Source organism: Mangrovibacterium sp. (assembly GCF_041596335.1).
Lineage (GTDB): Bacteria > Bacteroidota > Bacteroidia > Bacteroidales > Prolixibacteraceae > Mangrovibacterium.
The window spans coordinates 26,131-49,545 of record NZ_JBFHIT010000032.1 but is presented as its reverse complement, the minus strand read 5'-3'; the positions used below and the strand labels follow the sequence as shown (position 1 = coordinate 49,545).

Sequence of the window (23,415 nt, the reverse complement as noted above, 5' to 3'; positions counted from 1 at the left end):
ACCTAATGAAAAAATTTATCGAAACCCTAAAGAATATCTATAAAATCGAAGATCTGAGAGCCCGTTTGGGGTTAACCTTATTTCTTTTGTTAATTTATCGATTAGGATCGTATGTAGCATTACCGGGAATCGACCCTGCACAACTGGGTCAATTGAAACAACAGACTTCAGATGGGTTGCTGGGGTTATTGGATATGTTCTCGGGAGGTGCCTTTTCAAATGCATCCGTATTCGCTTTAGGGATTATGCCTTACATTTCTGCTTCTATCGTAATTCAGTTGATGGGGATAGCCGTCCCATATTTCCAACGTTTACAAAAAGAAGGGGAATCAGGAAGAAGAAAAATCAACCAGATAACTCGTTATCTGACCGTGTTGATTCTTTTATTCCAGGCACCTGCGTATTTGGCCAACTTAACATTTCAATTACCGGCTGAAGCCTTTGCAGTTAGCGGCTGGATGTTCAAAGTAACATCAACAATCATTTTAACTGCTGGGTCGATGTTTATTATGTGGTTGGGTGAACGCATCACCGATAAAGGAATAGGTAACGGTATTTCGTTAATAATCATGATCGGTATTATTGCCCGTCTGCCATTCTCTGTCTTTGCGGAATTCATTTCGCGTTTGGAACAGCAAGGTGGTGGAATGGTGATGTTCCTTGTTGAGTTTGTTTTCTTATTCGTGATCTTCATGGGAAGTATTCTGCTGGTACAAGGTACCCGCCGTATCCCAGTTCAGTATGCAAAACGAATAGTCGGAAACAAGCAATACGGGGGAGTACGTCAGTACATACCGTTGAAAGTGAATGCTGCTGGGGTAATGCCGATTATCTTTGCCCAAGCTATCATGTTTGTTCCAATAAGTCTTGCAGGATTTGCTAATTCCGAAAGCGTGAGTGGATTTGCGTCCGCCATGTCAAATCATACCGGATTTTGGTATAATTTCTCGCAGTTTGCATTGGTCGTTTTGTTTACGTACTTTTACACCGCCATTACCGTAAATCCCGTGCAAATGGCCGAAGACATGAAGAAAAACGGTGGTTTTATTCCTGGTGTCAAACCAGGAAAGAAAACAGTCGAATTCCTCGATACCGTCATGTCTCGGATAACACTTCCAGGATCTATCTTCCTGGGAATTGTAACTATTCTGCCCGCGTTCGCCATGATGGCCGGAATTAATACGCAGTTCGCCTATTTCTACGGAGGAACATCGTTGTTAATTTTGGTTGGTGTTGTGCTTGATACATTACAACAAATCGAAAGTCACCTATTGATGCGTCATTATGATGGTCTGATGAAATCAGGTCGGATTAAAGGTCGTACCGGAGGTGGTGCAGCAATGTATTAATAGTCTTAATGCCTTTATTTGACAAATAATTCAACCGATATAGTTTGCGCTATATCGGTTAAAAAATAAAGAGATAAGTAAACTATGGCAAAACAGGCCTCAATAGAACAAGACGGAACAATTATCGAAGCATTATCTAATGCCATGTTCAGGGTCGAACTTGAAAATGGACATGTGATAACAGCACATATCTCTGGTAAAATGCGGATGCATTATATCAAAATTCTTCCTGGAGACAAGGTGAAGGTTGAAATGTCACCCTACGATCTGACTAAAGGACGAATTACTTTTAGATATAAAAATTAAATAAGGAATCATGAAAGTAAGAGTATCCATTAAGAAACGCAGTGCCGACTGCAAAATAGTACGCAGAAAAGGCCGTTTGTACGTGATCAACAAAAAGAATCCTAAGTTCAAACAGCGTCAAGGATAATTAATTAACTTTGTAAAAATTTGTTTTATGGCTCGTATTGTTGGAGTTGATATTCCTGATAATAAAAGAGGTGAGATAGCCTTGACCTATGTTTTCGGCATTGGCCGGAGCCGGTCTCGCTACATCCTCGAACAAGCTGGCGTTGATGTAAATATGCATGTGAAAGACTGGGATGATGACCAGTTTGCTGCTATTCGTAAAGTAATCAGCGAAAGTTTCAAAGTAGAAGGTGAACTTCGCTCTGAAAACCAGTTGAACATTAAACGTCTGATGGACATCGGTTGCTACCGTGGAATCCGTCATCGTATTGGCCTTCCGGTACGTGGACAAGGCACTAAAAATAATGCTCGTACACGTAAAGGAAAGAAGAAAACTGTAGCTAATAAGAAAAAAGCCACTAAATAATCGATAGGTAAATTATGGCAAAAAAAACTGGAACTACTAGGAAAAGAGTCGTTAACGTTGAAGCGACTGGCCAGGCGCATATTCATTCCTCATTCAATAACATTATCATTTCGTTGACAAATAATAGCGGAGAAGTTATTTCTTGGTCATCGGCTGGTAAAAAAGGATTTAGAGGATCAAAGAAAAACACGCCTTATGCTGCTCAGGTAGCCTCTGAAGAATGTGCAAAAACTGCATATGACCTAGGACTCAGAAAAGTAAAAGTCTTTGTAAAAGGCCCCGGAAATGGTCGCGAATCTGCTATCCGTGCTATTAATAGCGTGGGTATTCAGGTAAACGAGATTGTTGATGTGACTCCGCTTCCACATAATGGTTGCCGTCCTGCTAAAAGAAGACGTGTTTAATTTTTAATTTAGTAGAATAATGGCTAGATATATCGGACCAAAATCAAAAATCGCGCGGAAATTTGGTGAACCAATTTTCGGACCTGATAAAGTACTTGAAAAGAAAAATTACCCTCCTGGTTTTCACGGGTTGGCAAGTCGCCGTCGTAAAAAATCAGAATACGGGTTGCAATTGAAAGAAAAGCAAAAAGCGAAATACACATATGGTATTCTTGAAAAGCAATTTGCTAATCTGTTTAAAAAAGCATCAGCTTCTAAAGGTATTACCGGTGAAGTATTGTTGCAACTGTTGGAGTCACGCTTAGATAACGTTGTTTATCGTTTAGGTTTAGCACGTACAAGAGCAGGAGCCCGTCAGTTAGTTTCACACAAACACGTGATGGTGAATGGCGATATCGTGAATATTCCTTCTTACCAACTACGTCCGGGTGATGTAGTAAGCGTACGCGAAAAATCAAAATCGTTGGAAGTTGTTTCTGACTCTTTGACTACACATCGCTATAACAAATACGCTTGGTTAGAATGGGACGGCTCAGCAATGGCCGGAAAATTCCTTAATCGTCCTGAACGGGAAGAAATTCCTGAAAACATCAAAGAACAACTAATCGTCGAGTTGTATTCTAAATAATAAAATTACTCAGTATTATTATGGCAATATTAGCGTTCCAAAAACCTGACAAAGTAATAATGGTAGAATCTGATGAGCGGTTCGGAAAATTCGAATTCCGCCCATTGGAACCGGGTTATGGTATTACAATCGGTAATGCCTTACGTAGAATTCTGTTATCATCTTTGGAGGGCTACGCGATTACAACTGTTAAAATTGAAAGCGTAGACCACGAATTTGCTACCATTAAGGGTGTGATGGAAGATGTAACTGAAATCATCCTTAATCTAAAACAAATTCGATTTAAAAAAGAAGTTGAAGATCTGGACAGTGAGAAGGTTTCTATCACCATTACAGGTCAGGAAAATTTCACAGCCGGCGACATCAACAAATTTATGACCGGTTTTCGGGTGTTAAATCCCGAGTTGGTTATTTGCCGCATGGAAGCTGATGTTAAAGTGCAAATGGAAATCACGATCAACAAAGGTCGCGGTTATGTTCCTAGTGCTGAAAATAAGCCGGTTGATGCTGAGTTTGGTTTAATTCCGATTGATTCAATCTTCACACCAATAAGAAATGTGAAGTATGCGGTTGAAAACTATCGTGTTGAGCAAAAAACCGACTATGAAAAGTTAGTTTTGGAAATCAACACCGACGGTTCAATTCATCCAAAAGATGCCTTGAAAGAAGCTGCTAAGATCCTGATTTATCACTTCATGCTGTTCTCTGATGAGAAGATTACTCTGGATTCTGATGAGAAATTTGCCAATGAAGAGTTTGATGAAGAAGTGCTGCATATGCGTCAACTTCTGAAAACCAAACTAGTAGACATGGATCTTTCAGTTCGCGCACTAAACTGTTTGAAAGCTGCTGATGTGGAAACATTAGGCGAATTGGTTACCTATAATCGTAACGACTTGCTTAAGTTCAGAAACTTCGGTAAGAAATCATTGACAGAGTTGGATGACTTGCTCAACGTAATGAATCTGACATTCGGAATGGATATTAGTAAGTATAAATTAGACAAGGAATAAGCACAAATGAGACACAATAAGAAATTCAACCATCTGGGAAGAAAAAGTGCTCATCGTAAAGCTTTGTTGTCAAACATGGCTAATTCATTAATCTTCCACAAGAGAATTAGCACGACAACAGCTAAAGCGAAAGCATTGCAGATGTATGTTGAGCCGCTTATTACAAAAGCAAAAAATGACACGACACATTCTCGTCGTACTGTTTTCAGCTATTTAAAAAGCAAAACAGCAACAGCTGAGTTGTTCCGCGATGTAGCGGAGAAAGTTGGTGATCGTCCGGGTGGTTATACCCGTATTCTGAAAACCGGTAACCGTTTAGGTGACGACGCAGAAATGTGTATCATCGAATTGGTTGACTTCAACGAAAACATGCTGGAAGCAAAAGAAAGCAAAAGCAAAGCCCGTCGTTCTCGTCGTGGTGGAGCTAAAAAAGCAGAATCTGCCCCTGTTGCAGAAGCTCCTGCTGCTGACGAAGCTAAAAGCGAAGATTCAAAAGCGGAATAAGGTTTTCCAAACCTTACCATATAGAAAAGCTGACCAATTAGGTCAGCTTTTTTTGTTTTATGACTACGGGGAACAAAAAATTCGTGGAACAGGTTCTGTTTCCATACAAAATGGATGAAGTTCATTCGCCTTGAAACGATCGTTTGAGAGGGGTGTTGCAAAGCAGGTGGTTTTTTATTTTCATTTTGTTGGTGTCATGTAACCTAAAATGAGCTATATATGGCTTTAGCATCTCGGCCAAAAGAAAACTGCCTGTAGCAGATACGACGAATTGATTAACTTTGTTAAGCGATATACTACAAAAAGAAAACTAATACGTTGAATTATGAAAATAGAGGTATCGAACGGTGAAATCGCCGATAAGTTGACTATTATTGAAATTAAGCTGGAGAATATCAAGGATGAAAAGAAATTGATTAATCTGAAGGCAGAATATCAGGTGCTTGATGAAGCAGTAAGTAAAATCATAGCGAAAGATCACTTATTGTATCAGCAATTGTTAAGTATAAATAAGCAGTTGTGGGATATTGAAGACCGGATTCGCGAATTGGAAAAAGCAAAGGACTTTGGAACGGAATTCGTGGAAGTGGCTCGGTCGGTTTATTTTACCAACGATAAGCGTTCTGAGGTGAAACGGCAGATAAATGAACTAACAGGATCTTTACTCATTGAGGAGAAATCATACGAAGACTACGCCTGATATGAGAAGGATTTTGGTGTATCGATTTTCGGCTATGGGGGATGTTGTAATGCTTCTCCCTGTATTGAAAGGCTTATTGCAATCGAATAGCGACCTGGAGATTTACCTTTTGACACAAAAGTTTCTTTTTCCGGTCTTCGAGGGTATTGATCGTTTGCATTTACTTTCAGCCGATTTAAAAGGGAAACACAAAGGGGTAAATGGGCTTTTTCAGCTTTTTAGAATGCTGAAAAAAGAAATCGATCCCGTTCAGGTATTCGACCTGCACCAAGTACTTAGAACGCATATTCTTAATCTTTTTTTTAGGACATCAGGCTACGAAGTTCATTCGCTGAATAAAGGGCGAAACGAGAAGAAGAAGGCACTAAAAACAAAACTACACCAGACATTGCCGAGCAGCATCGATCGGTACGCTGCGGTGTTTTCCAGTGCCGGATATCGTTTTATTGTTCCAAAACCACCCCTGTTCCCGGCAAGTGTAAAAGAAGAATCCCTTGATTTGTTGAAAATTGATCCACGAAAAATAAAGGTTTTAATCGGCATCGCTCCGTTTGCAAAGCACGCACAAAAGATCTGGGGAGTAGGGAAGATTAGAGATTTGTTGGATAAATTGAAACAAATACCTGATAGTAAAGTGATTTTGTTTGGTGGGGGAAAGAAAGAATTGAGTATTCTGGATCAACTGGCAGCAGACTTTCCTGGTTCTGTTGTTGCCGCTCACCATCTTAAATTTGCTGATGAGATAAAGCTGTTGCCTCATTTGAGTGTAATGCTCTCAATGGATTCGGCCAATATGCATCTGGCTGCAATGGCGGGCATTCCTGTGGTTTCGGTTTGGGGAGCCACACATCCTTCGCTCGGATTTGGTCCTTTTCATCAACCCGCTGAAAACCTGGTACAGTATAAAGGGAGTGCAATTGATTGTCGTCCATGCTCGGTGTTTGGCAATAAAAAGTGTATCTACGGCGATGTGCGCTGTATGAAGTATATTTCGGTAAACGATGTTGCTGAACGCATTGGGTTTATTCTCGGTTATCCGTTACATTAATAGACTGCCTTGTAGTCGTAGTGTGGGACAGGGGCTCAATTCAAAGGCCATCTCAAAGTTACTTTGAGATGGCCTTTGTAGTACTTTAATTAGTGAAAACGAACTTTACTTTCAGTAGAAACTAGTTTCGTTTAGAATAAACCTCGGTGTAAGAGGCACTGTGTAAAACGGTGAACTTAGTGAATTCATCCTGAAATACGATCGTTAAATTTTCATTCGTGTCACTCCCATTGGGAGTAAGCTCATACTCGCTTTCTGTCGTGTTACTCCAAGTGCCGTTAATAATCATGGCAACCACACATTTCGAAGTGCCTTCTCCTGCATAAGTCGTTTTAGTGTAGTTCGAATTCTTCAAAAACACGTAGGTTACTTTTTCATCACAGGGAATTTCTTCCACTAACTGACCATTGTCAATATAGTAGTCCAGATCCCAGGTGCCATATAAACCTGCTGTCCCTGTTGGTTCATCGTCATCGCTCTTCGAACAATTGATAATTAGTAAGCTTACTGCGATAAGGCTTAGGGTTAATAATAGTCGTTTCATATTCTTCTTTATTATTAGTTACTTTTTATTCATAATTCATCGCCGTGAATCAAACTCAGTTTTGCTTGGTGCTTAGGGGGATGAGCTTTTGTATTAAAAAGAAAATTTATATCCAACGGCGATTTGGTTGTATTCGAAACTGTTTCTCATCGTGTAGTCCACGTACAAATTGGGATACAATACTGGAAGCTGTGCTCCGATTATGACATTGTAGTTGCCATGAAAATCAGAGTCAATACTGGCAACACCAAGTCCTAATCCCAAGTAAGGCTGAACATTTGGATGGCTTTTCATAAACTGGTAGATGACATTTCCTGACATACCATATGAAGTTGCTTCGCCAAATCCAACATAACCTTCAGGCATGAACTCGAACGGTGTGTTATTCAGGTCATAGTGTAATCTCACCCCAATATTAGCAGTTGAAGCACCACCATAGTTGAAGCCTAAGATAGCCGAGCTATTCTTATACATCAGGAGCGAATTTGTACTCTTTATTTTCTTAACATCAACCACTTTTCCTTGTTTATTAACGCGGGTGATGGTTGCCTTCTCTTCTGTAGGTGGTGTTACAATAACAGTTTGTCCGTCAAGATTTTTGGTGTTGATCCGAGAGTTGGTCTCGTCTATTTTTCGATTCAATTCGTCCAATCGCTCCATAATAATTACAGAAACGTCAGTTGAGCTTTCTTCCACTTCTACTTCTACTTCAGGTTGCTCTGATGAAGGAATAGGAGCCGGAACATCAATCCCTTTAGCTGGCTGCATTTCCATCAAAAGATTCTCAAGATAATCAATCCGCTTTTTAAGCGAATTTATTTCTTCCTGTTGATGCAGTGGAGATTGTTGTTTTTGAATAGGTGCAACAAGGCTAGGAGCAGGACTGGTCGCTGGAGTTGCGTCCAAGCTTTGTAGGATACGTTGTATCAGCAGCTCAAACTCAACGGGAGACATCTGAATTAGTTTAGCGGGTTCAGGTGCCAATGCTGCGGGTTTTTCTGCTGCCATGACTGGTTTTGCTGGCTCAACTACTAATGCCTGTTCTGGTTGAACAACTGTCACTTTTTCGGGTGCAGGAGGAGTTTCAACTTTTTCAGCAACAGGTGGAGTTACAGATTTATTTTGAACCTCCAGTACTTCTATTTGATCTAGAGCCTCTTCTGCTTCTTTCTTTTCTTCCAACAATTCAACTGCTTTGTTGACGTCTTTTTGCTCATAAGCTATCTTTAACTCTGCTTCCAGGTCCGCAATTGTTTTTTGATGATCTTCTTTTAGTTTCTGAATCTTTTGAGCATTGATTGCTTTTTGAACTTCGATTTCCCGATCAACATTTCGCTGATAGATCGCCTGAGGCGATTTTGAGTTTTTGCCCAAAGTAAATGTCAATCCGGCATTGTACATTAGATGAGTCTGGATATCGTTTGAAACGGATATGTCTTCAGCACTCTCGTTTGAAGAGAACATGGCACGAACGCCACCGATAATTGCCAGGTTTCTGCTTAGAGGAATGTCCATGCCAAGCCCACCGGTAGCAAAGCCGGTTCCTTTCAATGAAGTATCGTCTTTTCCAAGATAACTGGATTCAGGATCCAGATATCCTCCACCTAAGGTGAGAAAAGGTGTAACCCCGGTGCCGTCATTCAAGCGAGCCCTGAATTCCAGTCCATACATTGCCAGCTTGTCAAAATCGAACGATAATTCGTCGTCATTAGTGGCCTGAAAGTAGAATCCCCGGATTCCAATGAATTCATTAAAATCAAGGCCTGCGTAAGCACCGAGTAAATAAGTGTCTCGGAAGGTCGAATTGCTGTCAAAGTCGATATAATGTCCACTGGGCTCTACAACGATTTTTAACCCTTTGAATCCCCCTCTAAATTGATCGAGGTAAGCTTGATCCAACTCGGATAAGGTGCCTGGTTCCCTTCCTCCAAGATAAAACTGCAAGCCACCTTGTACAGACCAGTTGCTTAATCTTTTGCGGGAAAAGTCAGCTTCAGTCAGACCAAATAAAGCCCGCTCCGAGTCTGTCAGGAATTCTTGACCTGCATTAAAATTGTATGTGGTGTTCTTCCCTTCCAACATGAAAGTTGTTCTGTTTCCCAGCTTAAATGTAAGGCCAAGTCCCAAATTGGCATAAATCTGGTCGGTACTTTCCTGTTCATCCATCTCGATGGTCTGAACTCCTGTGCCCAATGTGATGTAAGGGTTGAATCTTTTTGTGCCGATATTGGCCTTAAATTCACCACCCCATCGACTCACTGTTACATCCTTGGCAACAAGAAAGTCCTTGTTGTAATTGGGGATGCCAAAATCATCAAAATAGGTGTTTAGATCTATCGATTGAAGATAGATGCCTCGTAACTCGACGTATTCACCGAATCCGAAACCTATTTTACCACCAATCATCGTCCCGTCGTTTATTCCGGCTTTATCGTCCCAAAAGGTATATTCTCCGACAGGAGAAAGTGTAAAGCTGATATCCTTCACCTGAGCCCAAGCTCCTTGTCCAATGAGAAAAAAGAGCAGTGATATTGCAATTTTCTTTATCATGATATTTCTGTTTAGAGAGTTCGGTTAAGTAATGTTAATTTTATAAAACATGATCTTTTGATATGCATAGTATACTAGTAAGACCCACTATTCGGTACAAAGTCACTACTTCTCACGGAAAATAATTATATATTATTGTGACCCGTGCTGTTTGTTGGTGTCTTAATAATGAAAGAAAGTACTAAATGATGATCAATATGAAAATAGCAGCTCTTATCGTACTTATTGTTATGTGGTTTCCAGAAATGTTGAGTGGGCAAAATCCGGCTGTGGACTCCCTCTCGCAAGAGAGCAAAGTGATATTAGCAGAGGAAGATATTCATTCCCTAATTAAAACATTAGTTGACTATAAACGGGGGAAAAGCACTGTCGTTCAGACGCATGTCGCAGATAGCTCTTTGGTGGTTGAAGAAGTAGCTCCCAAAACAAAAGTAGTTTCAAAAACAGAAATAACACCTAACGCAAACGTTAGCTCCAAAGCAAAGTTGAATCAAGAAGAGGATTTGATGCTTGAAAACAAGATTCTGAAAATTCAACTTTCAATGCTTCAGGAACAGTTAGCAAAGTTGCAGAATGTTCCAAAGGCCAGCACTGCTGCACCTGTGCAGATGGAGGATAAATCTCAGGACCTTCGCGATATGCAATATGAGCTTACACGGATGCAAAATCAGATATCGGAATTGGCTAGTCAATTAAATTCACGCCAGACTACGGTGGCTTATCCGGTAGAGCGATCTGTATCACGGGAGACTTTTATAGCTCCACCCACAATCTTTCCAGATACAATCTATAGTGCTCCACAGGTAAGTTTGAGCGATGAGATGGCAATTGCCAATCTGCAAAACCAAATCGATTCGTTACATAAAGCCAGTGCGCTAAGTAGTGACAAGCAGACACCTGCCTATAGTCAAGAAATGGACTCTTTAAGACAGCAAATAGTTGCATTACGAAAGGATATGGCCACTAAAAGTGTTTCTGCAAACAATTTTGATGCGATGAGATCAAAATATGCAGGCTTTGCAAAGGTGGTTTATTTTGAGAATAACTCTTCAACCATTGGTCTGGATGGAGAATCGATGCTGACAGAGTTAGGTGAGCTTCTTGAAACAAACGACAAGCTCGATCTTATGCTTACCGGGTTTGCCAGCAAGATGGGAGGCCCTGCCTATAACGAGAAATTGTCGATGTTAAGAACAGAGGCTGTAAAGAGAGCTATCATATTAAAGGGGATCCCAGCCACTCGTATATTATCTCAGTACAAAGGAATTGATTACACTGCGTCTTCGGATTCACAAGCCAGAAGAGTGGAGATTTCGATAATCGTGAGAAGGTAGTTTAACGGTTATCTTCAGTGTTATTGAGGGCCAAGACTAATTTATCTTTGGCTCTTTTTAATCTCATTTTCACAGCACTGTTTTTTATATTCAGAATGTGTTCTAGTTTTTCGATGGGGATATTGTTTTGGTACTTCATGATCAGTAGTGCTTTATCCTCTTCCGGGATCATGTCTAAGGCTTTGTTTAATTTAACGATGCTTGATTCAAGCATTTCCTTGTCATAATTTTCTTCATCATCGGGGATCGAAGACAATAGGGCGAATTCGTACTTGCCAACTGAGCTGAGTCGATCCATGTGCGATTTTCGCAAGTCTCTCTGTACATAATTGACACAAGAATTGTGGACAAGGGCATAAAGCCAGGTCGAAAATTTTGAATGCCCATTAAATGTGTGGGCTTTTATGAAAATCTTCAGGAAAATATCCTGTGTGAGATCTTTCGCTTCATCACGGTTTTTAACGAAAAGAAGACATTTCTTAAATACCTGCCTTTTATATCGCTCATAGATAGCTGTAAACGCTTGATTGTTGTTTGAGCTGTCTGTTAAATTGGGCAGGTTTCCTTCTTTCGGCGTTTTAGGAAACGGTGTTTTTCCATTGTTTGTAATCGGGAATGTGGTATATTTTGTTAAGTGCATAGCGATCAGTTTAGTGTCATAAGATAAAAGATATACAATTAAACTGAGAAAGTCAATTAAATCCTGTTCGAAACAGGAGTCTCCGGAATGAAATGATAGGGCTGAACATCATCTCTTTTTAATTATTTTATGCTCTCAATTGATTAGCTGGTTCGTCGAATCTGTCAGTTCGGCAGCTCAGCTTTTAACGCCTTTGCATTGGTGTTCCGTCGGGGAAAAAACTTGCATGTTGATTCGTGTGTCTTCTGAAACTGAGAAAACGACCTGTTTTCGAGTATCAAGCCCCCAATGATTGTCCTGCAAAAAAGGCTTCCCTTTTGGGAAACCTTTCAGTAGTAGCAGGGCATTTGTTTTTATTTTGGATCGAAGCTCAGGTTGAACTTTTGAGCCAACGATTTAAGGTCTTCAATTACAGCTTGCTGAACGGGAATACCATTCGCTAAACGTTCGGCAGTCATTTCACGTTCCGGATCACCGGGAACAAGCACGCGACTTTGTCCGTCGGAAACTTCAGCGTTGCGGAAGGTTGAAATCCAGTTGTCCATATGGGCTTTAAACTCATCGGCCGGGCGGAATGCATCAACCCGGAAAGCACCAAGGAAGTGCCCTATTCCGTCGCCAACCGGGTTTGCCGGCGGATCGAGGAAAGCCACAAAAGGCGGCACCCAGGGGCCATAATTTGCACCTGACAGAACTGCCGAGAAAATATCGACCATCGCGCCAAGGCAATATCCTTTGTGTCCACCATGCAAGCGGTCGCCACCCAAAGGCAACATCGATCCCCCTTTTTTCAGAACCGTTGGGTCGGTGGTGGCTTGTCCATCCTTGTCCTGTGCCCAGCCCACTGGCATTTCTTCGCCCTTGCGCTGCAACACTTCCAGTTTGCCGTTGGCCACCGTTGTTGTTGCCATGTCAATTACCAGGGGAGTTTCCTTCCCGGCAGGAATCGCAACAGCAATGGGGTTGGTTCCCAGAAAGCGACTTTTTGAAAAGGTTGGCGATACAAGCGGACTTGCGTTCGTAAGCGAAATGCCAATCATGTCGTGCTCCAAAGCCATCATGGCGTGGAACCCGGCAATGCCGTAGTGGTTCGAGTTTTTCACAGCTACCCATCCACTTCCCACATTGCGGGCTTTTTCCATGGCAATTCGCATGGCATGCGGAGCAACGGCTAATCCTAAACCCAGATCACCATCGAGTACAGCTGTTGAAGGTGTTTCGTGTACAATGCGCATGTTTGGAGTGGCATTTAGCCGCTTTTGTTCCCAAAGGCGAATGTAGCCGCTTAAACGGGCAACTCCATGGGAATCAACTCCCCTGAGATCAGCCTGGTTCAAACATTCAGCCGCTTCGTTGGCTTGCTCTGCAGGGCAACCCATTTTTTCAAAAACTTGTTGGGTAAATTCTTTTAAGTATGATGCTGATATGGTCATTATTCTTGTTTTGATTTTAGACGTTAGTATTGAGTTATTAGTCTCTGCACTGCCAGCTTTCGGGTTTCAGCTTCTTTCGCCTACTTCCGGAACACATCCCGAGCCGACGCTTGTGCCGTGGGCATCACCAAAATGTCGTCGATATTGACATGTGGCGGCCGTGAAACCACAAAGTAAATTGTTTCCGCAATATCTATGGCATCCAGAGGGGTGAACCCATCGTAAACTTTTGATGCTTTTTCTTTGTCGCCTTTGAAGCGAACCAGTGAGAACTCGGTTTCTACTGCTCCCGGGCAAATGGTACTTACTTTAATGTTGTGTGGAGCCAGCTCAATTCTCATCGCTTTGCTGATGGCCGAGACGGCATGTTTGGTTCCGCAGTATACCGACCCGCTCGGATACGATTCTTTTCCGGCAATAGACGAAATATTGACTATGTGTCCCTTTTGCTGTTCAATCATCCAGCCAGAAACGGTTCGGGTAATATAAAGTAAACCTTTAACATTGGTGTCGATCATTTGCTCCCAATCGTCAACATCAGCCTGGTCGATGGTGGCCAATCCGGCAGCTAATCCCGCGTTATTAATTAAAACATCGATTTGTCGCCAATTTTCCGGGATTGACATCAAGGCCGAATCGACTTCTTTTTTCAATCGAACATCAAATTGAAGGATTAGCACTTCGGTGCCGTATTTTTTTAGCTGCACTTTTATATTCTCCAGGCGTTCAATTCTTCTTCCTGTTAATATCAGGTTGTATCCGTTTTGAGCCAGTATACGCGCCGATTCGAGTCCGATTCCAGCTGTTGCTCCGGTTATTAAGGCAATTTTTGAGGTCATATTTTCCTTGTTTGAATTGGTCGTTCTCAAATTTAAATTCCCATTTTGTATGGAAAAATCAACTACTTGACTATTTTTGTTTCCTTTATAATAAGCGTTAAAACAAAATCATTATGGCTGAAGTGACTGAAAACAAACAAGTATTCTCAATCGATCAGATTGAAGAGCCCAAAGATATTCATGAAATTGTTTTTAACCTAATGGTGAATCCGAATTTGGCACCGGTTAATTATTTCAACGATTTTAGTGACGAAGGAGTTCAGCTTGAGAACTTGGCTAGTGATGATACTGATGATGCCGGAATTTTCACCACCGATAATGGTGAGGTAATGTCAATGACAACTCATGCATTCCATCATCACCTGGAAGATGATCCTAAAGGGGCAACCGAAATTTTAATTAGTCGCGCGGCCCGTAGAATGATCTGTTTTGGCGCGAAGCCACAAGCCGTTAGTGCTTTCTTGTATCACATTTATATTGGCGATCCTAATGGGCAGTTTATTGCCTCGGGTGCCAAGCAGGGCTTGGAGAATGCCGCTGCAAAATTCGGGCTGAAAATTTCTGATCGCAAAATTCGTTTCGACCACTTCTCGGCTCATGGCCCCGTTTCGCCAACCATTATTATTAGTATGATGGGAAGCGTGAAGGACAAAGGCAAAGTGCTGACTCATCAGTTTAAATCGAAAGGAAATAACATCTTTATGATCGGTAATTCCTACGATGACATTAACTCTTCAGAGTACCTGGAGTACTATCACGAAATAGGCGAATCGCCACTTCCTGTATACGATATTGACTTTGAAGCACGCTTGCACAAGGTGACAAGTGAGCTGATTGAGAAAGAGTTGATTTCGTCAGCTAGCCCGGTTGGGAAAGGTGGATTGTTCTTTTCGCTCTTACGTGCCGGTATGCCCACCGGCTTGGGATTCGATATTACAACGGATGCCGAAATCCGGCAGGATGCTTTCTTGTTCGGAGAATCGATGGGGCGTTTGATTGTTGGTGTACCTCAAGACAAAGCCGATGATTTTGTCGATTTCATGAGTACAACTAAACTGCCTTTCTTCACGCTCGGACATATCACTAAAGGTGAAATCCGAATCGATGATGAGTCTTTTGGTTTTATTGATAAAATGAATCCGCTAGTTTAATGACTGTCTCTCCGTATCAGGATTCCGATAAAAACAAGAAGCAGCAGGTTGAACAGATGTTCGACAATATCGCGCCCAAATATGATTTCCTGAATCATTTTCTGAGTTTGGGTATCGATAAGCTGTGGCGAAAGAAGGCCGTTCGTATATTGAAAGGCTATGCACCATCGACGGTTTTGGATGTAGCAACCGGAACCGGAGATTTTGCGATTGCAACCTCGAGGATCTCTCCCGACAAGATTGTCGGATTTGATCTGTCGGAGCAAATGATAAAAGTCGGAGCAGAGAAAGTTAAACGACTAAAATTGGATCAACTGATCAGCTTTCAGAAAGGCGATTCGGAGAATATGCCTTTTGAACCAGCTTCATTTGATGCAATTACAGTGGCCTTCGGTGTTCGGAATTTTGAAAATCTGGGGAAAGGTTTGCACGAGTTTTACCGGGTGTTGAAACCAGGTGGAGTGGCAATTATCCTCGAGTTTTCAAAGCCGAAGTATTTTCCGTTTAAACAGTTTTATAAGTTCTATTTTTTCCATATCCTGCCTCGTTTGGGAGGACTAATTTCAAAAGATGCTTCGGCGTACAGTTATTTACCCGAATCGGTGATGGCTTTCCCTGATGATCAGGAATTTCTCCGGATACTTGGGCAAGCAGGTTTTTCTGAAAGCCGCCAATGGCGTTTGACCTTTGGAATTGCGACCATCTATTTGGGACGGAAATAAAAATCTGTTTTCAGAGTCCGTTGAACAATATTTTATTGAAATTGCTGTTTTGAATAAGAATGCAAACGTGTTTCCCTTGAAAAAGCATATCTACATCGTCCTGTTTCTATTGATTGGCCTAACGAGTTTTGGCCAACGAGCTCATGTATTGCACCTTACCAATTTCGACAATAAGAAAATTCATTTCGGTTTTAGCCTGGGGCTAAATATGCAGGACTATCGCCTGAACCATTGGTCGCCAATTGGTAACAATAGCGAATTTGTTGAAGATAATACATTGATTAACGTCGACGGAAAGCAGATCTCCGGGCAGGATACGGTGCGTGCGGACATTGAAACCTTGGTTCCGGGCCTCACGGTCTCTATTGTAACTAATTTCCGTTTGGGCGAATATTTCGATCTGCGCTTTTTGCCCGGACTATCGTTTGGTGAGCGGCGTATGGCTTATTCCATACAGGATGGTACAACTCCGAATGCCCGACACCTACCGATTTATGATATTTATGCCGGTAATAACGATTTGCAGTATATCTCAGTTAAATCAACCTACCTGGATTTCCCTTTGCTGGTTAAATATAAATCCAGCCGGTTGAATAATCAAAGCCCTTACATTATAAGCGGATTGGCCTATCGGATTGATATTTCGAAGTCGGGAGAGGAAGATCTGGTTCAGCTAAAACGCGGCGGTTTGTACTTCGAAGCCGGTGTTGGACTAGATAGCTACCTTCGTTTTTTCCGTTTCTCGACAGAATTGAAGGTCAGTCTGGGACTAAATAACCTGATTGGCGATGCTCCGGCTGATCAGCGTAAATATTACTCGCAAGCGATCCAGAGTGTCAATTCCAATATCTTCACCCTTAGTTTTCATTTCGAATAGTTTAAGCTGATTTTATTGCGCGATTATGCCTAATTTTGCGCATTCGCAATGTAAGAGAGCTATTTAACAGCGACTTGTCGCATTCCCATCGTCGCAATAAAACAGCATTGAAACGGAAGTGAGATAGATCGAGACCTTATTTGATTTTGAATGAAGAAAGATTTTAACCTGTCGCTGACGCCCAAACAGGCGTCAGATGAATTATATTATCGTCCTATAGTTGCCTCGAAGTTAGGGGTCGATCCGGAAGAAATAACAGCCATTGTTGTACGTCGCCGCTCGATTGATGCCCGGCAGCGCCAAATCAAAATAAATTTGGGAGTGATGGTTTATTTGGGTGAAGAACCAGAGACCAAGCGCCGGATCTACGACTATGGAAATGTGGCTGGTAAAACAGCTGTTGGCATTGTTGGTAGTGGCCCCGCCGGATTGTTTGCGGCACTTCGTTTGATTGAACTGGGTTACAAACCGGTGATTTTTGAACGTGGAAAAAATGTTAGCGATCGAAAACGGGATATCGCGAAAATCCATCGCGAGCATTTGGTTGACCCGGATTCGAACTACGGATACGGTGAAGGTGGCGCCGGCACTTTTTCGGATGGAAAGCTATACACGCGCTCGAAAAAGCGTGGCAGTGTTGAGAAGATTCTCGAAGTTTTGGTGCAATTCGGAGCCGACCCGCAAATTCTGATTGATGCGCATCCGCATATTGGAACTGATAAGTTGCCCGGCGTAATCTCCCGAATTCGGGAGCAGATTCTGTCGTGTGGTGGTGAAATTCATTTCAACAGTCGGGTTAGCGATTTAATTTTGAATGGCGATGAATGTACCGGCTTGGTACTTACCGACGGACAGCGGTTTGAATGTGCTTCAGTTATTCTGGCAACAGGGCATTCAGCACGTGATATTTACGAAATGCTAAACCGCAACGGGGTTAATCTCGAAGCCAAACCATTTGCTATGGGAGTGCGTATTGAACATCCCCAGGCATTGATCGATACCATTCAATATCATCAGGACAATCGCGGGCCTTATTTGCCGGCAGCGACCTATTCCTTTGTCGAGCAGGTGAATGACCGTGGCGTGTATTCGTTCTGTATGTGTCCGGGGGGCTTTATTGTTCCGGCAGCTACTGCTCCGGGAGAATTGGTGGTCAATGGAATGTCGGCCTCGAAACGAAATTCACCTTTTGCCAACTCTGGTTTGGTCGTTGAAGTTCAACCGGAAGATCTGCGCGAATTTCAGCGATTTGGAGTTTTCGCGGGTGTGGAGTTCCAAAAGTCGATCGAAAAGCTTTGTTTTGAGCTGAACGGGCATACGCAATTCGCTCCGGCTCAGCGCATCAGCGACTTTGTATCTGGTCGTCGGTCGGCCGATTTGCCGGAGTCGTCCTATAAACCAGGAATTATTTCGTCTGCTTTGCATGATAAACTGCCCAAGCGAATTAGTGCCCGGCTTCGCGAAGGAATTGTTTTGATGGACAAGAAAGCCCGTGGTTTCAACACCGAACTTGGAGTTGTGATTGGAGTTGAGTCTCGCACCTCGTCACCGATGCGTATCCCCCGCAATGAGAGCGATCTTCAACATATTCGGATTAAAAATCTCTATCCTTGTGGCGAGGGAGCCGGTTATGCCGGAGGTATCGCTTCGTCGGCAATTGATGGAGAGCGTTGTGCCGAGGCTTTGGCCGCACGACTGACCTAGGAAAATAGCAATTGATGTATTCGGTTTCGGAATGGCCATACTGAAGCCCATTCAGTATCTTTCGAATTTGAAGGCGCGATTTATCGTGCTGATCCTAAAGCTGTCTTCGTCTGAATTCTGATAAACAGATCGCTGTCGCCATCGACACATTCAACGACTCACTGCCTTCGGCTGCAAATGAGGGGATGTGAACTTTATCCGAAACCAGTGCTCCGACCTCAGTGCTAATTCCATTTCCCTCGTTTCCCATCACCAGGATACCTGAACTGCTTAGGGGCTGTTTGTAAATGTTTTCACCCTCCAGAAATGCGCCGAAGATGGGAATTCCGGATTGAGAAGCTTCGCCTAGAACTGCTGGCAGATTGATGTAATGCATCTGAACCCGAAATATAGCGCCCATGCTGGCCTGAATCACTTTTGGGTTGAAACAGTCGACTGTGTTTTCGGAACAAATCACATGCTTAATTCCAAACCAGTCGGCCAGTCGGATTATCGTTCCCAGATTCCCCGGATCCTGAATAAAATCGAGCGCCAGACTTAGCTTGTCATTCAGTACCCCAAGGTCGAAGCCTATTTCGGGCATGGACACAATGGCCAGTGCGTTTTGCGGCGACTGCAACAGGCTTGCTTTGCGAATTTCGTCGGCAGTGGCTTCGATCACTTCAGTATCGCCGGAAACGATTCGACGATTGGCCCTTAAGAAGTCAGTTGTCGCGCAGAGTGTTTCTACCGTCAGCGATGATTCAAGCGCTTCGGTAACCATTTTGTCGCCTTCAACTAAAAAGGCCTTTTCGGTATCTCTGATTTTTTTTCGTGAAAGCGATTGAATGTATTTGATCTTATTTTTGCTAAGCATGCCTGAGATTTGAATACGAAGGTAAAAAATAAAGTGAAATGCTCTTGCTCAATCTTCGACCGGATGACTCGAATGAACCCTGTCGGTAAAAAGGGGAGGTCTCCTTCCTTGATTGACTTGACCTCATCGGGAAACCTATTGCAGCCCTTGTGTCTTAGAAGATAAATTACATCTTGCGATTTTGGATTCAATTTAAATTGACCTACCGGCAGGCAGTCTGTTTTCGATGATCGGTTGAAGGCAACTGGAAACGATTCAGCTTATTCGGCGATCTGCTTATACAGAATTGGTGCAAATTAGCCTCAGAATTCAAAAAACTTTCAATCTTTGCAGAAATAGTTTTTGCTCGGGTTATTACAGCAAAAAAAACGGTGAACGAATGATGATTTTTAGAAATTGGAAATATTTAAACCTCTTTTGTGCGATTGTGGCAGCGGTTGCTATTTCGGCTTGTTCATCAACGAAATTTGTTCCCGAGAATAGCTATTTACTTAGCGATTTGGTGATGAAAGTAGACAATAACCAGGTTAGCAAAGAGGAGCTGAAGAAGCAAGTTGGGCAGCGCGAGAATTTAAAAATTCTTGGGTTTATAAAATTTCATTTAGGCATGTACAACCTGTCTTCGAAAAAGAAGACGAATGATTGGTTTAAACGGATTGGTGAAGCCCCGGTAATATATCAGGAATTCCTAACCCAGCGGTCGATGGAGAATCTCCGGATTTATTTGAAGAATAAAGGCTACTATGAGGTAAATATTCAACGAACGCCGGTTTATCATCCCAAGCGTAAAAAAGTAAAACTAATTTATACCATTGAAACCGGCTCGCCCTACCGCATTCGCAATTATAGCTATGAAATAGAGGACGCAAAACTGAGACCGATTCTTTTTTCGGATACTGTTCGGCAGGTTGTAAAAACGGGAGATATTTTCGATGTCGATCAACTGAATTCGGAGCGAATTCGTTTGGCGACGCAGCTTAAAAACAGAGGCTATTATAATTTTTCAACCGATTTTATTCAGTATTTGGCTGATACGGCATTGGATAACAGAGAAGTAGACCTGGTAATTCAGATCGGTGATGCTGATTTGCAGGATAAGTCGGATAGTGTGTTGCACCACAAGAAATTTGTTGTTCGGAACTACCGGGTGAATACCAACTTTACGCCACCGCAACTTACGGATGATGAAGCGGTGGAAGCGACTGACACAATTTTTGAGCCGCCTTACACATTTATTTATAAGGAAAGGATGCGTTACAATCCCGAGTTGCTGGAAAGTGTCAATCGGATGAAAGACAGCACGTATTATTCGCTGGCTACCGTAGAAAAAACGTTTCGCTCATTCAATCAGCTTCAGCAGTTTAAGGCTGTCAATCTGAGTTTCGATCCGGTTCCGGGCTTGGGGAATGATTCCATTGGGGTGATCGATTGTAGTGTGCAACTTTCACCGCTTGCCCGGCAGGGGTTTTCGGTCGAACTGGAAGGAACCAACTCATCGGGGAATCTAGGTGTTGCCGGAAATTTAAATTACCAACATCTAAACCTGTTTCGCGGAGCCGAAATTCTGGATGTAACTCTGAAAGCGGCATTGGAACGTCAGGAAGCACTGATCTCTGATAACGCGCTTAATTTTAATACCCGAGAGCTTGGTTTGGAAGCTTCGATAACCATCCCTAAATTTTTGAGTCCGTTTAACGGGCAACGGTTCTTTAAGTATCAAGTGCCTAAAACAGTATTTACAGCCGGATATAACTACCAGCGTCGTCCGGATTATACGCGAACAATTGCCAACTTTAAGTTCGGCTATTCCTGGAAAAGTAAGGCGTTTCGCACTAACTATCTCAATATTGTTGACTGGAACCTTGTTAATTTGTCTGAGTTTAACGAAGAATTTATCAGTTCGATTGAAGATCTTTACATCAAGAGTAGTTTTACCGACCACTTGATAATGGCAACAAACTACACCTTGCTTGATAATACCCAGAAAACAGAAATCGATAACACCTACCACTATTTTAAATGGTCGATCGAATCGGCAGGCAATCTGTTGGCAGCAGCAGCGCAGTTGAGCGGGCGATCAAAATATGAGACTGTAGATTCAGACACCGAGGAGACTTTAAGCTATTACCGCGTTTTTAGTACACGGTTTGCACAATACATGAAAACCGATTTTGAATACCGGTACGGATATCGGTTAGACGAATACAACTCAATTGTAAGTCGGGCATTTTTGGGGGTCGCAATGCCTTATGGGAATTTTGATGTTATGCCTTTTGAAAAGAAGTATTTTGGAGGAGGCGCTAACGGTATTCGGGCCTGGCAGGTTCGGACGTTGGGGCCCGGAACCTACGAAGCTGCTGAAGATGAGTATCCGAATCAGTCGGCTGACATTAAATTGGAAGGAAACATTGAGTACCGCTATCCTTTACTGGGGATTGTTGAAGGGGCTTTCTTCCTGGATGCCGGTAATATTTGGGCGATCAATTCATCTGATAACCGCGATGGAGCACTGTTTAAATTTGATGAGTTCTACAAGCAGATCGCTATTGGAACAGGAACCGGTTTGCGTTTCGATTTTAATTATTTTGTTTTTCGGCTCGATCTCGGCTTCAAGCTGCGCGACCCGTCATTGCCAGAAGGACGCAGGTTTATTATCGGTAATTACCCAATTACATCAGAGCATTTTAACCTCAGCTTCGCCATTGGGTATCCATTCTAATGTTGTTTTTTTGTTTTTCGGTAAGCTTTCCACCAGATCAGAAATCCGCTGATAAGTACCATCAGCAGGCAGATGCCGGATAGCGGAACATACAAAATATAAAATGGGCCGAGCAGGTGTTCGAAGATTCGGCCGGTGTGAATTTCTAAAGCGGTGTTCCAGAGCGATAATGGTGATTGACGAACGATCTCGTCGGGCATCTCCGGATTTTCCGAATGCTCGAAAATCTGCATCCCTTTATTGTAGTCAAACAGAATATTAAGGCCGCTTGCCGTTTTGGCATAGCCACTAATCATGTGATCCGAAACAGGACGTCCGCCGGTGTTTTGAGGAGCCATACCCGTAAAGGCATCCACAACCAATTGTTGCTGAATGTCCCAGATAAATAGTCCGCTGAAAGATCCGACCATATATTGAGCCGAACCTGTTTCCTGTAAAACATTGCATCCCATCACACTCACCGGCACTTGTATGCGAGCCGCTTGTGGTGGAGCGTTCAAATGTTCGTTCAGAAAATAAAACCCATCTGAAGTTGAAATCAGATATTGCTGAAGTGTTTCATCCCACACGCCTGCCCGTAGTTTGTCGAACCAAGGATTTGGATTGTCAAGGTGTGTGCCCGGAATGAGGCCAACAGTGCTATTGGCAATTGGAATGAGCAGGGGAGGTCGCAGAAACATTCCGGCCGTTGTGTTGATGATTAAAAACAGGATGAAAATGTAGCCGATCACATTGTGCCACCGCAGGTTTATTCGACGGGTGGAGGTGAGGTGTTTTGTGTTTTTTTGCTTTGCTTTTCGACGTTTGGCAAGCTTAGGTAGAAAAAAGTGGAGCAAGCCTGATATTGACAGGAAGATGGTGACCAGACCCAGCAAGTCGACAAACAGTTTTCCGGGAAGGCCAAAAAGCTCGCCGCTGTGTAGTTGCCATAGGGTCGTGAATAGACTTGCTCTGGCTCGGTATCCTGCCGGAGCAGGTAGTTGGATGCATTCGAAATCGGTTCCATTGGCCGATTTTAGCAGAAAGCTTCGGCTTAGAACAATCAAACTGTCTTGTTTCAGAAATAAGCCGGTCAATCGTTCTTCCCGAACCGGAAGCTCTATTTTTTTCCAACTACTATCCTGTGGCAGTCGGCTGTATAGCCCGAACAAGGTTGCCGCGTACAAATTACCGTTTGGCATTTCAGCCATTTGAGCGATCTTTCGGTGGTCAATTCCGTTCGGAAATCCTTGATTAAAATTGACGAACTGTGTGCCTTTCTTTTGCCAAATCCCAATGTTTCCGTAAAAATATTCCGAATGATCCTCAGTAACAAGCGCTCCCCGTACAGCAGCCATGTTCCAGTTTTTGTATTGGTATCCGGGAGGAAGCATGTCGCGGTCAACATCAACCGACGAAAACAACTGGCGATGGTTCATAACAAGTCCGGATAGCGCAAAGATAATGGCCAGAAGGGCGATGACAAGTCCAGGCCATTTATGGAGTTTCCTGAAAAGCTTCAGCGATTTATTTTTCATTCCTTCAATTTCTTCTTCAACAATAGAGTTTGGCGGTATTTGCCG

General features: G+C 42.7%; 23 protein-coding genes. 16 read left to right on the top strand and 7 right to left on the bottom strand.

The features are described from left to right. Positions 1-5: 5 nt before the first annotated feature. From secY to ABZD21_RS12240, 10 genes are all read left to right on the top strand, one after another. A complete protein-coding gene (secY, locus tag ABZD21_RS12285) occupies positions 6-1,349 on the top strand; it encodes a preprotein translocase subunit SecY (RefSeq protein ID WP_372775304.1) in 1,344 nt (447 codons plus the stop codon). Positions 1,350-1,433: 84 nt separating this feature from the next. Next, complete coding sequence (gene infA, locus ABZD21_RS12280) at positions 1,434-1,655, top strand: translation initiation factor IF-1 (RefSeq protein WP_107820959.1); 222 nt, start codon at positions 1,434-1,436, stop codon at positions 1,653-1,655. Positions 1,656-1,665: 10 nt separating this feature from the next. Then, complete coding sequence (gene ykgO / locus ABZD21_RS12275; protein WP_081782363.1) at positions 1,666-1,782, top strand: type B 50S ribosomal protein L36; 117 nt, start codon at positions 1,666-1,668, stop codon at positions 1,780-1,782. 27 nt (positions 1,783-1,809) lie between these two features. Next, a complete protein-coding gene (gene rpsM, locus ABZD21_RS12270) occupies positions 1,810-2,187 on the top strand; it encodes a 30S ribosomal protein S13 (protein WP_372775302.1) in 378 nt (125 codons plus the stop codon). Between the two features lie 14 nt (positions 2,188-2,201). Further along, entirely contained in the window at positions 2,202-2,591 is a 390-nt protein-coding gene (rpsK, locus tag ABZD21_RS12265; protein WP_372775300.1) for a 30S ribosomal protein S11, read from the top strand. Between the two features lie 19 nt (positions 2,592-2,610). After that, a complete protein-coding gene (gene rpsD, locus ABZD21_RS12260; protein ID WP_372775299.1) occupies positions 2,611-3,219 on the top strand; it encodes a 30S ribosomal protein S4 in 609 nt (202 codons plus the stop codon). Positions 3,220-3,239: 20 nt separating this feature from the next. Further along, positions 3,240-4,232: a DNA-directed RNA polymerase subunit alpha gene (locus ABZD21_RS12255; protein ID WP_372775298.1), complete on the top strand. Its 993-nt coding sequence runs from the start codon at positions 3,240-3,242 to the stop codon at positions 4,230-4,232. Positions 4,233-4,238: 6 nt separating this feature from the next. Beyond that, positions 4,239-4,736 (top strand): 50S ribosomal protein L17, encoded by a 498-nt coding sequence (gene rplQ / locus ABZD21_RS12250; protein WP_372775297.1) that lies wholly within the window; start codon positions 4,239-4,241, stop codon positions 4,734-4,736. Between the two features lie 325 nt (positions 4,737-5,061). Beyond that, the gene (locus tag ABZD21_RS12245) at positions 5,062-5,436 is read left to right on the top strand and encodes a DUF6165 family protein (protein WP_372775296.1); all 375 of its coding nucleotides are present in this window, start codon (positions 5,062-5,064) and stop codon (positions 5,434-5,436) included. Between the two features lies 1 nt (position 5,437). Then, positions 5,438-6,484: a glycosyltransferase family 9 protein gene (locus tag ABZD21_RS12240; protein ID WP_372775295.1), complete on the top strand. Its 1,047-nt coding sequence runs from the start codon at positions 5,438-5,440 to the stop codon at positions 6,482-6,484. Positions 6,485-6,605: 121 nt separating this feature from the next. Here the strand turns inward: ABZD21_RS12240 and ABZD21_RS12235 are convergent, their stop codons facing one another. Both ABZD21_RS12235 and ABZD21_RS12230 read right to left on the bottom strand, forming a co-directional pair. Continuing rightward, complete coding sequence (locus ABZD21_RS12235) at positions 6,606-7,028, bottom strand: hypothetical protein (protein ID WP_372775294.1); 423 nt, start codon at positions 7,026-7,028, stop codon at positions 6,606-6,608. 93 nt (positions 7,029-7,121) lie between these two features. After that, the gene (locus tag ABZD21_RS12230; protein ID WP_372775293.1) at positions 7,122-9,578 is read right to left on the bottom strand and encodes a hypothetical protein; all 2,457 of its coding nucleotides are present in this window, start codon (positions 9,576-9,578) and stop codon (positions 7,122-7,124) included. 197 nt (positions 9,579-9,775) lie between these two features. On the opposite strand from ABZD21_RS12230, the gene ABZD21_RS12225 reads away from it, so the two are divergent. Beyond that, entirely contained in the window at positions 9,776-10,912 is a 1,137-nt protein-coding gene (locus tag ABZD21_RS12225) for an OmpA family protein (protein WP_372775292.1), read from the top strand. A 1-nt stretch (position 10,913) separates the two neighbouring features. Here the strand turns inward: ABZD21_RS12225 and ABZD21_RS12220 are convergent, their stop codons facing one another. The 3 genes from ABZD21_RS12220 to ABZD21_RS12210 all read right to left on the bottom strand — a co-directional run bounded on the left by ABZD21_RS12220 (position 10,914) and on the right by ABZD21_RS12210 (position 13,824). Continuing rightward, the gene (locus ABZD21_RS12220; protein ID WP_372775291.1) at positions 10,914-11,552 is read right to left on the bottom strand and encodes an RNA polymerase sigma factor; all 639 of its coding nucleotides are present in this window, start codon (positions 11,550-11,552) and stop codon (positions 10,914-10,916) included. A gap of 353 nt (positions 11,553-11,905) precedes the next feature. Further along, entirely contained in the window at positions 11,906-12,985 is a 1,080-nt protein-coding gene (locus ABZD21_RS12215; RefSeq protein WP_372775290.1) for an Ldh family oxidoreductase, read from the bottom strand. Between the two features lie 80 nt (positions 12,986-13,065). Further along, positions 13,066-13,824 carry an SDR family oxidoreductase gene (locus ABZD21_RS12210; RefSeq protein ID WP_372775289.1) on the bottom strand — a complete coding sequence of 253 codons (759 nt, stop codon included), beginning with the start codon at positions 13,822-13,824 and terminating at the stop codon, positions 13,066-13,068. Between the two features lie 113 nt (positions 13,825-13,937). Here ABZD21_RS12210 and ABZD21_RS12205 point away from each other — a divergent pair, with 113 nt between their 5' ends. The 4 genes from ABZD21_RS12205 (at position 13,938) to ABZD21_RS12190 (ending at position 18,278) form a co-directional block, all read left to right on the top strand. Next, the gene (locus ABZD21_RS12205; RefSeq protein ID WP_372775288.1) at positions 13,938-14,975 is read left to right on the top strand and encodes an AIR synthase-related protein; all 1,038 of its coding nucleotides are present in this window, start codon (positions 13,938-13,940) and stop codon (positions 14,973-14,975) included. Beyond that, positions 14,975-15,697 carry a bifunctional demethylmenaquinone methyltransferase/2-methoxy-6-polyprenyl-1,4-benzoquinol methylase UbiE gene (ubiE, locus tag ABZD21_RS12200; RefSeq protein WP_372775287.1) on the top strand — a complete coding sequence of 241 codons (723 nt, stop codon included), beginning with the start codon at positions 14,975-14,977 and terminating at the stop codon, positions 15,695-15,697. The genes ABZD21_RS12205 and ubiE overlap by 1 nt, the downstream gene beginning before the upstream one ends. A gap of 49 nt (positions 15,698-15,746) precedes the next feature. Further along, entirely contained in the window at positions 15,747-16,574 is an 828-nt protein-coding gene (locus ABZD21_RS12195) for an outer membrane beta-barrel protein (protein ID WP_372775286.1), read from the top strand. A gap of 150 nt (positions 16,575-16,724) precedes the next feature. After that, positions 16,725-18,278, top strand: coding sequence for an FAD-dependent protein (locus ABZD21_RS12190; RefSeq protein WP_372775285.1), 1,554 nt, complete (start codon positions 16,725-16,727; stop codon positions 18,276-18,278). A gap of 94 nt (positions 18,279-18,372) precedes the next feature. Here the strand turns inward: ABZD21_RS12190 and ABZD21_RS12185 are convergent, their stop codons facing one another. Beyond that, positions 18,373-19,134 (bottom strand): TrmH family RNA methyltransferase, encoded by a 762-nt coding sequence (locus ABZD21_RS12185; protein WP_372775284.1) that lies wholly within the window; start codon positions 19,132-19,134, stop codon positions 18,373-18,375. Between the two features lie 379 nt (positions 19,135-19,513). Here ABZD21_RS12185 and ABZD21_RS12180 point away from each other — a divergent pair, with 379 nt between their 5' ends. Further along, entirely contained in the window at positions 19,514-21,853 is a 2,340-nt protein-coding gene (locus ABZD21_RS12180; RefSeq protein WP_372775283.1) for a BamA/TamA family outer membrane protein, read from the top strand. Here ABZD21_RS12180 and ABZD21_RS12175 read toward each other — a convergent pair. Beyond that, the gene (locus ABZD21_RS12175) at positions 21,850-23,370 is read right to left on the bottom strand and encodes a PepSY domain-containing protein (RefSeq protein WP_372775282.1); all 1,521 of its coding nucleotides are present in this window, start codon (positions 23,368-23,370) and stop codon (positions 21,850-21,852) included. The two genes, ABZD21_RS12180 and ABZD21_RS12175, sit on opposite strands and share 4 nt — an antisense overlap. Between the last annotated feature and the right edge of the window lie 45 nt (positions 23,371-23,415).